The following is a 12,776-nucleotide window of genomic DNA, read 5'->3' as shown; positions in this document are numbered from 1 at the left end:
GGTGAAGTAACGTGGTGGTGAATCAGGACAGGAACAACTTGCGTTCGGCCTGACGACGCTTCGTCAGCCCCTTGAGCGGCTTGCCGCCTGCCTTGTCCCACAGCAGGAACTGGTTGGCCGCGCCGGCGTAGTCGCCGGCGTTGAGCTTGCGCAGCAGCGTTGACGAGCGCAGCCGCCCCGCGCCCAGGTTGAAGACGAACGACGCCAGCGCGTCGAACTGCCCTTGCGTGATCGACACGCGCACGGCCTTGGCAATGCCCTGCTCGGTGTCGGCCAGGTCCTTGCGCAGCAGTGCCTCCGCCTGCTGCTGCGAGATCGGCCCGTTGAAGGTCTCGCCGGGCCGAATCAGGTGGCCGTAGCCGATGGTCGGCTTGCCGACCGCATCCAGATACGTCGACAGACGCAGTCCTTCCGATTCCTTGATCAGCGCGAGGCCTCGCTCGCCGGTGGTACGCGGGTTGTGCTCAGTGCTCATCGCTTTTCTCCTGGGCCGTGCTAGGTGTGCCAGGGCCGTCGGAACCCGCAGCATTGGGCTGCGTGGGCCGTGGCACCAGTCGATTCGTGTATTCGTCGATCACGCGCATCACAGCTTCCGGCGGCTGCAGCGCGGTAAACTTCATCTCGATGTCGATGTGCTCGCTGTCGCGGCCCGTATCCCGCTTGGAATGCGGCGCCAGCGAGACGTAGAACCGGCCAACACCGCCCGTGGCTGCGCCGTGTAAGGGCAACGCTTCGGCGAGGTCGCTGCGCACGGTCATGTTCACCGTCATCTCATCGAGCGCGAGGCCACGCGGCATTGCCAGCGACACCAGCGGCAGCGCAAGCCGGTGCTGACTGTCGAGTGCAAGCTCTACTTCGCGGGCGACCAGCGTGCCGCTCTCGTCGGCATCGAAAAACTGGTCGAGCAACGCGGTGTACTGCTGCGCCAGCATCTGGTTGGCAGACGCGGCGGCGTGCTGCATGCCGCGCGTGATGTCGTCGAGCGTCAGGCCGTTCAAGCCCGGATGACCGTGGCTGTTGCTGCCACCACCACCGGCCCCGCCGCCCGGCGGCGACGAACCTGGCGGCGGCGCAGACGCATCGGACGCAGTCTCTGCAAACGGTGCGGCATCGGAATGCCCAGCGGGCTGCGCCGACACGGGTGGCGCTGGTGGAGCGCTGGCAGGCGGCGCTGGCGGTGTGGCGGGCGCTGACGACGCACGGTTATCGTCACGCCCGCGGCGGCTGAAGAGTTTGAACATGGTGTCGGGTCGGTCGGATCGATCAGATCAATAGGCGGCGCGCGGCGGGCGCGCACCGATCAGGACACCGGCCGTGGGGAGGCCGGCCGGCGTCCGTTACCGTAGCGGCTTAGGGATTGGCCGGAGCCGGGGCCGGCGCGTTGCCGCCAGCGGGCACCTTTTCGCCGATCATCGTGCCGTCGGTCGGCGTGGCCGGCAGCGGCTTGACGTCGTTCTCCTTGCCCTTGACGACCACGGGCTTGGTTGCCGCGTCAGTCAAAAATTCCATCACGCGCATCAGCGCTTCCGGCGGGTTCTGACGCTTGACCTGGGTGTGGAAGGAGTACTTGGCACGCGTGTCGGTACTGCGGGTCTGCTCCGACTTGTGCGAGGCGCGGCCCGACACCGACACACTGAACGGGCCCCAGCCGAGCTTGGCCTGGAACGACCCTTCCGCCTCGGTGCTGGACGACGATTTCTCCGACTGCGAAATCTCCAGCTCGAAGTCGATCGTGCCTTCTTCGATGGCGATCACCGGATGCACGACCGCGCACAGCAGCGGAATGCGCATCGTCTTCTGGATGGTGCCCTGCGACACGCCCTTCTCGTCGACGATGGTCTCGTCGTAGTCAAATTGCACCGCAACGGCTTTGCCGTTCTGAATACACACCTGCAGCAGAAAATCCGCATAGGATTTTGCCGCCGAGGTTTGCGCTGCGATCATTGCCTGCAGCGGCGCAGAGATCATCTTGTCGATCGGCAGCGCATTGATAACCGACCCGATAAGTCCGTTGTCCATTTAAAACTCCTCACATTGAATTATTTGGACGCACAGGTTTGTGTGCCCGAATCCAAAGTAAGAGTTTTTCCTGCGGGGTTCGATGCCTCGAAAGTCCCAGCCAAGGCCACGGAACAGCGGCCCAGTACGTGGCGATAGGCTGCCCGTGACTTTCGGCACTGAACTTCCGTTTCAATGCATCCGGATCGATCCCGCTCTACAAAATAATCGGTTTCACCGAAAACAATTAACTGAAGTACGAGGGGTCGATGAATATTCTGGTAATCGATAGCTTGCCGCTTTTTGCGGCAGGTGTGTCCAATGTATTGAATGCACTCGACGCGCAGGGTGTGTTTATCGATACTCACTACGCCGAGCAAATCGGACCGGCTTGCAGGCAAGCCGAACCCAGCGCTGTCGTGATGGAATGGAGCGCACAGGATGACGACGCACGGCAGCGCCTGTCGGAGTTGAAAGCGGTGTTGCCGGAAGTGCCTGTGCTGTTGACGGTGCAAGCGGTCGGCCGGCACGTGGTGGGCGATGCGCTGCGCTTTGGCGCGGCCGGCGTGGTCGACCGGCAGGCCACGGCCGACGTTCTGCTCGAAGCCCTGCAACGCATTACCTCGGGCGCGGTCTACTTGCCGCCCATCAGCAATCTCTCACCCGACGATCCGCGCCAAAGCCTGGGAGAAAGTCCGGTCGAACTCTGGCGCCGGCTCACGCCGCGGCAGCATGAGGTGCTGCAACTGCTTGCAGAGGGAAAATCCAACAAGCAAATCTGTCGCGTGCTGAACGTGGCCGAGGGCACCATCAAGAACCATCTGTACGCGCTGTTCCGGCAGATTGGCGTCAACAACCGGACTGAGGCCGCGCTCTGGCTCTCGCGCTGCAAGGCGAGCCTCGTCCGCGTGCAGATGTGCGCGATGTAGCGGCGCCCGCCTCCACTCGCCCGTGGCAGCCGGCCGCCTCGTCGGAGGCTACGGGCCCCAGGCTTCGCCCCAGTGAAAACACCGAGCAGACTCCATTGCATTCACGCAACCACGCCATACACTGCTTGGAAGGCAGCGCACGGTGCATCGCCGTTTTTTCATGGAGGCCGCCCATGGAGATCATCGAATTCCACACCAGCCCACCACGCTACTGCGCCGCGGATCTCACCCTCACCTGCACCGCCAGCGTCGACGGCACCCCCGCGTGCTATGCAGTGACGGCTGAAGCGCTCGAAGAGCATTTCGGCGCACGGTCGTGGCGGCGGGAAGATCTGCTGCAAGCGATGGAAACCCACCGTGGCACGATTGAAGACATGGCGCGCTCGCTGTTCAAGCTGACCGACTCGCACAACATCGTGCTGCGCAGCGGCCATTTCCGCTTCGGGATGTAGCTGCGCAGTGAGCAGCATGGCCGACATCTATGTCTGCCGCGAACAAAAAGAAGGCCAGCGCAAAGCTGGCCTTGTGGAAGCAGGCGCGAGCTAGTCAGGCTTGCACTCGTGCTTCATCTCGCGTCGCCCGTCTTCGTAGACCACCTCCAGCCGGCATGTGAAGCCCCATAGGCGTACGACGTGCCGCAGCATCTCTTCGTAGTTCGGCCCAAGCGGGCGTCGGTTGCTCTGCAGGTGACGCAGCGTCAATGAGCGATCGCCGCCCACGTCCACGTTGGTCACCTGGATGTTGGGCTCGATGTTTGAGAGGTCGTACTGCCCTGCCAACAACTCGCGGATCTTGCGATAGCCATCGTCGTCATGGATGGCGGTGACGCGCAGCCTGGCGTCGCGGTCGTCGTCGAGCACGGAGAACAGCTTCAGCTCACGGATCACGCGCGGCGACAGGAACTGCAGCAGGAAGCTCTCGTCCTTGAAGTTACGCATGGCGAAGTCGAGCGTCTTCTGCCAATCACTGCCGGCAATCTCGGGCGCCCAGCGGTAGTCCTCTTCGTCAGGGGATTCGCAAATGCGCCGGATGTCCTGGAACATCAGGAAACCCAGCGTGTACGGGTTCAGGCCGCTGTAGTACGGGCTGTTGAACGGCGGCTGGTAGATCACGTTGGTATGCGCCTGCAGCAGCTCGAGCATGAACGCATCGTTGACGAGTTTCTCGTCGTAGAGCTTGTGCAGGATGGTGTAGTGCCAGAACGTGGCCCAGCCTTCGTTCATCACCTTGGTCTGCCGCTGCGGATAGAAGTACTGCGCGATCTTGCGCACGATGCGCACGATCTCTCGTTGCCACGGCTGCAACTTGGGCGCGTTCTTCTCGATGAAGTACAGCAGGTTCTCTTCCGGCTCCGGCGGAAACTGCGGATCGGGCTCCGGGGCATCGTCGGCAGTTGCCAGCGCGCGTGCGCGGTGCGTGGGCAGCGTACGCCACAGGTCGTTCACCTGTGCTTCAAGATATTTCTCGCGCTCCGCCTGGCGGGCCTGCTCCTCGTTGATCGACAGCTTCTTGGGCCGCCGATAACGATCGACCCCGTAGTTCTGCAACGCATGGCAGGAGTCGAGCAGCAGTTCCACCTCCTGCTCGCCGTAGCGCTGCTCGCATTCGGCCACGTAGTTCTTGGCGAAAAGCAGGTAATCGACGATGGCGTCAGCGTTCGTCCACGTGCGGAACAGGTAGTTTCCCTTGAAGAAGGAGTTGTGGCCGTAGCAGGCATGCGCGATGGTCAGCGCCTGCATCGGCATCGTGTTCTCCTCCATCAGGTAGGCAATGCAGGGGTTCGAGTTGATGACAATCTCGTAGGCCAGCCCCATGAGGCCGCGCTGGTAGCCGCGCTCCGATGCAAGGAAGTGCTTGCCGTACGACCAATGGTTGTAGCCCAGCGGCAGGCCGGACGACGCATAGGCATCCAGCATCTGCTCGGCGGTGATGATCTCGATCTGGTTCGGATAGGTGTCCAGGCCGAAATCTGCGGCAATCTGGGCGATGCTTTGGTCGTAGCGCCTGATCAGCTCGAAGGTCCATTCCGAGCCCGTAGATAGGTAGGCCATGCTCGTTCCCGTTGGTCCATCACACAGGGTCACAGGTGGCGTGCTCGCCATGGCACACGCTGCCTCTGCACGGCGGCAGTGCCCAGCTGGGAGCAACCTGCTGCAGCCCGATCAGCAATCAGGCGGCGCGCTTCTGAAACAGCTCGTGCAACACCGGATAGATTTCGTCCGCCTTGAGAATGCGCTGCATCGCGAAGTTGTCGTGCCCAGCCTTCAACGTAAGATACTCCTCCCACAGGTTCTGCGGCTCCGTGGAGACCACCTCAACATAGGCGTAGTACTGAGTCAGCGGCAGGATCGACTCGCGCAGGATCTTGGCGCACAGCTCCGAGTCCCCAGCCCAGTTATCTCCATCCGAAGCCTGCGCGCAGTAGATGTTCCATTGGCTGGGCGAATAGCGCTCCTGAATCACTTCCGCCATCAGCTTGAGTGCGCTCGACACGACAGTGCCGCCAGACTCGCGGGAGTGGAAAAAATCCTCCTCATCCACCTCCTTGGCCACCGTGTGGTGGCGGATGAAGACGACGTCGATCCGTTCGTAGTTCCGCTTCAGGAACAGGTACAGCAACATGAAGAAACGCTTGGCCAGGTCCTTGCGCGACTCGTCCATCGAGCCGGACACGTCCATCACGCAGAACATCACCGCCTGCGCCTGCGGCCGCTTGCGCAGCACGCGATTGTTGTAGCGCAGGTCGAGCTTTTCAATGAACGGCACGCGATCCAGGCAGGAGCGCAGATGGCGCATCTCCTTCATCAGCTCTTGCGCACGTACGCTGTAAGGGCCGTCGTTTTCCAGTTCTTCGTTGTAGTGGCCTTCCAGCTCATGCAGCCGACGTTGATATGGGCTGGACAACGCAATGCGGCGACCGAGCGAGCTACGCATCGTCCGCAGAATCGACAGGTTGGACGGTGTGCCGTCGAGTGAGAACCCCGCGCGCACCTTGCGCACCTCCGCGATCTTGGCAAGGCTGCGCTTGGCGAGATCGGGCAACGCCATGTCTTCGAAAAAGAAGTTGAGAAAGTCCTCGCGCGAGAGCGTGAAGATGAAATCGTCTTCGCCCTCGCCCGAGTCGCTGGCCTGCGAGCCTGAGCCGCCGCTGCCCTGCTGCGGGCGGTCGAAGCTGTCGCCGCGAATGAACTCTTTGTTGCCCGGGTGAACGCCTTCTCGGCGCCCGCCCGAGCCGTGGTGGAACATGGGCTCGGAGATGTCCTTGACCGGAATGGACACCTGCCCGCTCTGCTCGATGTCCATGATCTTGCGACCCGTCACCGCCTTGGCCACCGCGCGGCGGATCTGGTCTCGGTAACGCTTGATGAAGCGTTGCTTGTTGACGGTGCTCTTGCCGCCACCGTTCTCCCGCCGATCAATGATCGTGCCCATGTGACTGCCCTCGATTGGAAGTTCGCTGGGTGTCCTTGCCCTCTCCTGACCTCCTTACGATGACTTCCTGACGCGCAGATACCACTCGACCAGCAAGCGCACCTGCTTCTGGGTATAGCCCTTCTCCACCATGCGGTTGACGAAGTTCTCGTGCTTCTCCTTGTCGTCATGCGACGACTTGGCATTGAACGAGATCACGGGCAGCAGATCCTCCGTGGTCGAGAACATCCGCTTCTCGATCACCGCGCGCAGCTTCTCGTAGCTGGTCCAGACCGGGTTCTTGCCTCCGTTCTTGGCCCGCGCGCGCAGCACGAAATTGACGATCTCGTTGCGGAAATCCTTCGGGTTGGAAATGCCCGCCGGTTTTTCCACCTTCTCCAACTCGTCGTTCAATGCGCTGCGATCGAGAATCTCGCCGGTGTTCGGGTCGCGATATTCCTGATCCTGGATCCACAGGTCGGCAAACACCACGTAGCGGTCGAAGATGTTCTGCCCGTACTCCGAATAGGACTCCAGATACGAGGTCTGGATCTCCTTGCCGATGAACTCCACGTACGGTGACGTGAGGTATTCCTTGATGTAGGACATCAGCTTGGATTCCGTCTCCGGCGGGAACTGCTCGCGCTCGATCTGCTGCTCGAGCACGTACAGCAAGTGCACCGGATTGGCCGCCACCTCCGTCCCATCGAAGTTGAAGACCTTCGAGAGCACCTTGAACGCAAAGCGCGTCGACAAGCCTGTCATGCCCTCGTCGATGCCTGCAAAGTCGCGGTACTCCTGATACGACTTGGCTTTCGGGTCGACATCTTTCAGGCTCTCGCCGTCGTACACACGCATCTTCGAAAAGATGTTGGAATTCTCGGGCTCCTTGATACGCGTGAGCACCGCGAACTGCGCCATCATCTTCAGCGTGTTCGGCGCGCACGGCGCGGCCGCCAGCGAGCTGTTGCGCAGCAGCTTGTCGTAGATCTTCACCTCGTCCGACACGCGCAGGCAATACGGCACCTTGACGATGTAGATGCGATCAAGGAACGCCTCGTTGTTGCGATCGGACTTGAAGCTCTGCCACTCCGCCTCGTTCGAGTGCGCCAGGATGACGCCATCGAACGGGATCGCGCCAAAGCCCTCCGTGCCCTTGTAGTTGCCTTCCTGCGTGGCCGTCAGCAGCGGGTGCAAGACCTTGATCGGCGCCTTGAACATCTCGACGAACTCAAGCAACCCGCGGTTGGCCAGACACAGCCCGCCCGAATACGAATACGCATCCGGATCGTCCTGCGGATAGTCCTCCAGCTTGCGGATGTCGACCTTGCCTACCAGAGACGAAATGTCCTGATTGTTTTCGTCGCCCGGCTCCGTCTTGGAAATCGCAATCTGCGACAGCACCGACGGATGCAGCTTCACTACGCGGAAACGCGTGATGTCGCCATTGAACTCATGCAGTCGCTTGACCGCCCACGGCGAGGCAATCGAGTTCAGATAGCGTCTTGGTATGCCGTAGTCCTCCTCCAGGATCTTGCCGTCTTCCTCGGGCGAGAACAGCCCGAGCGGGGACTCGTGAATGGGCGAGCCCTTGAGCGCGTAGATGGGGATCTGCTCCATCAACGACTTCAACTTCTCGGCGAGCGACGACTTGCCGCCGCCCGGAGGGCCGAGCAGGTAAAGAATTTGTTTGCGTTCCTCAAGGCCCTGTGCGGCATGCTTGAAGAAGGAGACGATCTGCTCGATCGTGTCCTCCATGCCGTAGAACTCCCGGAAGGCCGGATAGATCTTGATGACCTTATTGAAGAACAATCGCGACAGCCGAGGATCGTGGTGGGTGTCCACCAGTTCGGGCTGACCGATTGCGGTGAGCATGCGCTCGGCGGCGGTCGCATAGGCGGTCGAGTCTTTTTTGCAGATATCCAGATACTCCTGGATGCTGTACTCGTCCTCTTTGCGAGCTTCAAAACGCGTTGCGTAGTGGCGGAAAATATCCATATCTCCCCCGTAGATTTCTTCCCTACTCCACACCAACAAGCGAGAGCCAGGCTAGTTCTTGCGTGCGTTGCTGATTCCACTGTAGACGAATCACCGATGATCACAAGAACGGTTGAGAGCCTGGAACGGTGCACAACCGTTGCAATTGCGTTAGCGCTCGACAGCATGAAGTGCTAAACGGACCTTGCACGATGCATCAACACGCGTGCACCACGACGATCGGCTACCTCGAGCACAGCAGAAAGCGTACCTATGTCGCCTTCTCGGGCTCGCAGGTTGGTACGTAACCGATCCGCGCGAGTTCCCGCGCGCTCGGTGGAATCAGGAGGGGGATATCCCTGCGTTTTCGTGTCTCGCCAACTGTGGTATCGCGCATGGCGCGCAACAGCGACGCGACGCTTGTAGCGGCAGCTTTTCTCCCTGGGAGACAACGAAGCATTGCGCAACGCGTAAGGTGAAATGCGTTCATCGCCTCGCATGTGCCCACAACTCCGAGCCGCAGGACCGAAACGGATCCGACCGAAGGTGTCTCTTTTTTGCGCCAGAGGGAGTTTTGCCCGATGCGACAAAGACGCGGCCCGAAAAGCCCGCACGGAGAACGGACAAAGAAAAAGGCCCTCGGCATTTGCCTGAGGGCCTTTTAAGCGATTTCTCGCCAGTTTGGTGGGTGGTACAGGGATTGAACCTGTGACCCCTGCCGTGTGAAGGCAGTGCTCTACCGCTGAGCTAACCACCCGAATGCGGTGAAAACGAGATTATGGCTAAAAGGTGCGGCCGTGTAAATACCCTGGCCGCACATTTTTTTGATCAGGCAGCCGGCTGCACAGATTCCACAGGTTCACGCGTCCAGACGGTCTTGCCCCCGCTGGCCTTGTCGATCTCCTTGAGCACGCCGGCGTGCGCTTCGGCCTCCGCTTCGGTTGCCAGCAGCACCGGCAATTGCAACGCGCTCAGGTCGACGGCGACGGCCTCGGCCGATGCGCCCTCGCCCGACTCCAGCATGTCGATCACCAGCGTGTTCTGGCCGCGCGTCATGGCGAGGTAGACCTCGGCCAGCAGTTCCGCATCCAGCAATGCGCCGTGCAGCGTACGGTGCGCATTGCTCACGCCCAGACGGTCGCACAGTGCATCCAGCGAGTTGCGCTTACCGGGGAACATCTGGCGCGCCTCGCGCAGCGTGTCGATATGGCCCGACAGGTGCTCGCGGAAGGCAGGCAGGCCCAGGCGCTGGAATTCCATGTCGAGGAAGCCCAGGTCGAACGCGGCGTTGTGGATGATCGCCTCGGCGCCCTGCACGTAGTCGCGGATTTCGTTGACGATGTCGGCAAACTTCGGCTTGTCGGCCACGAACTCGTTGGTGATGCCATGCACGGCCATCGCGCCCGCGTCGATCTCACGTTCGGGGTTGATGTAGAAGTGCAGGTTGCGGCCGGTCAGGCGGCGGTTGACCATCTCCACGCAGCCGATTTCGATCACGCGGTCGCCGGTGGCGGCATTCAGGCCGGTGGTTTCGGTATCGAGAATGATCTGTCGCATCGCGCGCTCCCCTACTCTGACTGGATTACTTGAAGACGACGGTCTTGTGGCCGTTGAGCAGGATGCGGTGTTCGGCATGCCACTTCACGGCGCGCGCCAGCGCCACGCATTCCACGTCGCGGCCGACAGCGGTGAGCTGCTCCGGGTCCATGCTGTGGTCCACGCGCTCGATTTCCTGTTCGATGATCGGGCCTTCGTCCAGGTCAGCCGTCACGTAGTGGGCCGTTGCGCCGATCAGCTTCACGCCGCGCTCATGCGCCTGGTAATACGGCTTGGCGCCCTTGAAGCTCGGCAGGAATGAGTGGTGGATGTTGATGGCGCGGCCTTCCAGCTTGCGGCACAGGTCGTCGGAAAGTATCTGCATATAGCGCGCAAGCACGACCAGATCGATCTGCTGCTCCTGCGCGATTTCCCAGATGCGGGCTTCCTGCTGCGCCTTCTGCGCGTCCGTCGCCTGCAGCAACGGCAGGTGCATGAACGGCACGTCGTAAGACGCCGCCAGTTGGTAGAAATCGCGGTGGTTCGAGACGATGGCTGCAATCTCGATCGGCAGTTGGCCGGCGCGGGCACGGAACAGCAGGTCGTTCAGGCAATGGCCGATCTTCGAGACCAGGATCATCACGCGCGGCTTGACTGCCGCGTCGAACATGCCCCACTGCATGGTGAAACGTTCCCCGATCGGTGCAAAGCGGTCACGCAGCATGGCGAGGCCCAGCGGCTGGCCCTGCGGAACAAAATGCACGCGCATGAAGAAGCGGCCCGTGAATTCGTCGCCAAACTGGTCCGAATCGAGAATGTTGCAGCCCTGCTCGAAAAGCAGGCCCGACACGGCATGGACGATGCCCGGCTGGTCCGGACACGACAGGGTAAGAATGAAACCGGAGTGACTCATGAAGCGTTTTATGTATTGTTGTCGGACGCAAACCGCTGCGGCGCATGTGCCAAACCCAGGCGCGCCAGGGCGTCAAGGGTAACGAGCGTGGCGTCGACCGTCATCGCGAAGTCCGCCATGATATCAAGCGCCGCGTCGGGGCTGGCGCGCAGGTGGCCGGCGACCTCGCCGTCCTGATTGGCGGGGACGAAGCTGGCTGGCAACGTCAGGTCGAAGGCAAAAAGCGTCTCGCACTGGATACCTTCGGGCACTTCGCGCAGCACATCCTGCGTGCCGCGCGGCACCAGACGGGCTGCCAGTTCGGTGCCGATGCCCGCTTCTTCCCAGCATTCCTTTTCCAGCGCGCCACGCGCATCAAAGCCGTGGCCAATGCCGCCAGCAACGAGGTTGTCCCACATGCCGGGGTCGATCGGCTTGGTTTGGGCGCGGCGGGCCAGCCAGAGCGCCGGCTCGGCAGCCTCACCGCCGTCGATCAGGCCGTTCATGTGCGTCGCATAGGTTCGAATGCCGAAGAAGCGCGCGGCGGCGCGTTCGATCAGCGCCAGCGTGGGCGTGCCCCAGCCAGTGTTGACGGCGAAACGCTCGTCGCGCCAACCGCGCACGTGGCCGTCTTCCGCCAGGCGCATGACGACTTCGGCCAGCGCGGCGGTGCGCTCGGCCTCGCTGGCGAGCGTCTCCTGCAAATCGACCCGCTGCGCCGATACGTCGAACCACTGCGGCCAGCGCCCAAGCAGCGCAGCGCGCTCGCGACTCAGCCAGCCGACACGTTGTCCGGCAACAATCCACGGAACGAGTGCGTCAGCGTCGAACGCCTGCCGGGCGGCAAGGCCGTCTCGTATGCGTTGTATTCGCGGGTCGGTCATTTCTGCGCCCCATCATGTCGGGCGTGCATTGTGCTTTCCGTGCAGCACGGGTCGCGCGATAATGCGCCGTTAATACAAGCCGTCATCAGACTGGAGAAACAAGGATGGATGAAATCGACGAGCTGTCGGATCTGCCGACCCCGCGCTTTATCTGGGGCTTCGCCATTGCCGTCACACCGTCCGGCGAAGTGTCGCACGATGAATTCGAATATCTGACGCACACCCGCGCGCCGCGCTTCACCTGCCGCGTGGTCGAACTCGAAGACGCACCGGCCGAGCCGGAAGACGAAGGCGACATCGACGGCCGCATCGTCCACTTCGACAACCCCAAGCGGATGTTCTACATCACGGACTTGGGCCTGGCGCTGATGAACTTCACGCTGTTCGACAAGGTGGATAACAAGTCCAAGCTAAAGGATGCCTGCGACCAAGCCATCGCCGACTGGCTCACCCGCCGCGACTTCCTCGACTCCGAACCGGACGACGACGAGGATTGATCGCCTGATCGCCTAGCCCTGACCTGCGGCGCTGCCATCCTCGGCAAAGCGCAGGTCGGTCAGGCGCACATCGGCGTAGGAGCGCCCGGCATCCAGCAATGCCGAAACCTGCGCCTTCACCCGCTCTTTCTGAGCGCGCAGCGCACGCGGCGGCACGGTCGAATCCTGGCCCGTGTGGTGCAGATACAGCATCTTGTAGGTGAGCTGGCTCACCATCCACTGCCGCAGCACGCGGCGCCGGCCGGCATGGTCGGCTTCCAACCCATCGATCTGCCCAAGCAATGCGGAAAACGCCCGCGCCAGGCTTGCGGGCTCCGCTGACTCGCCAGCGATGCAACGTTCGGCCAGGGCGCGCGCTTCTGCGGGGGACATGGTGTCGTCGGTTTCAACGAAGCGATCTGTCGCCGGGTTCGGGCGCGGCGGTGCAGGCCGGCTTGCCAAGCGGGCAGACACCGCGGACAGCGCTTCCTGAGCACGGCGGATGGACGCGTCCAGCGATTCCGCATTGCCCGGCACGATGCCAATGGTGGTCGGCATGTCGCTGGATTCTTCGTCGCGCTTTTTGACGTCCATCGCTCCCTCCGGTAATCGCCCCCGGCTATGGTGCCGGGCTGGCGAAGCTGGATTGTAGAACGCGGCGCACATTTCACGA

General features: G+C 61.9%; 13 protein-coding genes and 1 tRNA gene. 3 read left to right on the top strand and 11 right to left on the bottom strand.

The features are described 5' to 3' along the window. Window positions 1-22: 22 nt before the first annotated feature. The 3 genes from ACU8YE_RS19735 to ACU8YE_RS19725 form a co-directional block, all read right to left on the bottom strand. Entirely contained in the window at window positions 23-475 is a 453-nt protein-coding gene (locus ACU8YE_RS19735) for a lysozyme (RefSeq protein WP_012762196.1), read from the bottom strand. Then, complete coding sequence (locus ACU8YE_RS19730; RefSeq protein WP_446929407.1) at window positions 465-1,241, bottom strand: DUF2589 domain-containing protein; 777 nt, start codon at window positions 1,239-1,241, stop codon at window positions 465-467. The genes ACU8YE_RS19735 and ACU8YE_RS19730 overlap by 11 nt, the downstream gene beginning before the upstream one ends. 109 nt (window positions 1,242-1,350) lie before the next feature. After that, window positions 1,351-2,019 (bottom strand): DUF2589 domain-containing protein, encoded by a 669-nt coding sequence (locus ACU8YE_RS19725; RefSeq protein WP_232040347.1) that lies wholly within the window; start codon window positions 2,017-2,019, stop codon window positions 1,351-1,353. Between the two features lie 248 nt (window positions 2,020-2,267). Here ACU8YE_RS19725 and ACU8YE_RS19720 point away from each other — a divergent pair, with 248 nt between their 5' ends. Beyond that, the gene (locus ACU8YE_RS19720; protein WP_232040348.1) at window positions 2,268-2,927 is read left to right on the top strand and encodes a LuxR C-terminal-related transcriptional regulator; all 660 of its coding nucleotides are present in this window, start codon (window positions 2,268-2,270) and stop codon (window positions 2,925-2,927) included. Window positions 2,928-3,100: 173 nt separating this feature from the next. Continuing rightward, window positions 3,101-3,379 (top strand): DUF1488 domain-containing protein, encoded by a 279-nt coding sequence (locus tag ACU8YE_RS19715; protein ID WP_446929406.1) that lies wholly within the window; start codon window positions 3,101-3,103, stop codon window positions 3,377-3,379. A gap of 90 nt (window positions 3,380-3,469) precedes the next feature. Here ACU8YE_RS19715 and ACU8YE_RS19710 read toward each other — a convergent pair whose 3' ends face one another. The 7 genes from ACU8YE_RS19710 to ACU8YE_RS19680 form a co-directional block, all read right to left on the bottom strand. Next, window positions 3,470-4,978 carry a SpoVR family protein gene (locus tag ACU8YE_RS19710; RefSeq protein WP_232040350.1) on the bottom strand — a complete coding sequence of 503 codons (1,509 nt, stop codon included), beginning with the start codon at window positions 4,976-4,978 and terminating at the stop codon, window positions 3,470-3,472. 118 nt (window positions 4,979-5,096) lie between these two features. Next, the gene (locus tag ACU8YE_RS19705; protein ID WP_446929405.1) at window positions 5,097-6,359 is read right to left on the bottom strand and encodes a YeaH/YhbH family protein; all 1,263 of its coding nucleotides are present in this window, start codon (window positions 6,357-6,359) and stop codon (window positions 5,097-5,099) included. Window positions 6,360-6,413: 54 nt separating this feature from the next. After that, entirely contained in the window at window positions 6,414-8,336 is a 1,923-nt protein-coding gene (locus ACU8YE_RS19700) for a PrkA family serine protein kinase (protein WP_004634293.1), read from the bottom strand. Between the two features lie 661 nt (window positions 8,337-8,997). Next, a tRNA-Val gene (locus tag ACU8YE_RS19695) sits at window positions 8,998-9,072 on the bottom strand. A 71-nt stretch (window positions 9,073-9,143) separates the two neighbouring features. Further along, window positions 9,144-9,872 carry a DNA polymerase III subunit epsilon gene (gene dnaQ, locus ACU8YE_RS19690; RefSeq protein ID WP_232040352.1) on the bottom strand — a complete coding sequence of 243 codons (729 nt, stop codon included), beginning with the start codon at window positions 9,870-9,872 and terminating at the stop codon, window positions 9,144-9,146. A 25-nt stretch (window positions 9,873-9,897) separates the two neighbouring features. Continuing rightward, window positions 9,898-10,764, bottom strand: coding sequence for a formyltetrahydrofolate deformylase (gene purU, locus ACU8YE_RS19685; protein WP_322016850.1), 867 nt, complete (start codon window positions 10,762-10,764; stop codon window positions 9,898-9,900). Between the two features lie 8 nt (window positions 10,765-10,772). Continuing rightward, window positions 10,773-11,627 (bottom strand): DUF4743 domain-containing protein, encoded by an 855-nt coding sequence (locus tag ACU8YE_RS19680; protein WP_446929404.1) that lies wholly within the window; start codon window positions 11,625-11,627, stop codon window positions 10,773-10,775. 104 nt (window positions 11,628-11,731) lie between these two features. Here ACU8YE_RS19680 and ACU8YE_RS19675 point away from each other — a divergent pair, with 104 nt between their 5' ends. Further along, a complete protein-coding gene (locus tag ACU8YE_RS19675) occupies window positions 11,732-12,124 on the top strand; it encodes a hypothetical protein (RefSeq protein ID WP_232040355.1) in 393 nt (130 codons plus the stop codon). Window positions 12,125-12,136: 12 nt separating this feature from the next. Here ACU8YE_RS19675 and ACU8YE_RS19670 read toward each other — a convergent pair whose 3' ends face one another. Continuing rightward, entirely contained in the window at window positions 12,137-12,697 is a 561-nt protein-coding gene (locus tag ACU8YE_RS19670; RefSeq protein ID WP_316871406.1) for a hypothetical protein, read from the bottom strand. Between the last annotated feature and the right edge of the window lie 79 nt (window positions 12,698-12,776).

The sequence above is a fragment of the Ralstonia sp. VS2407 genome, assembly GCF_052950655.1.
The sequence above is the reverse complement of the archived record's forward strand: the minus strand, read 5'-3'. Positions and strand labels throughout refer to the sequence as shown.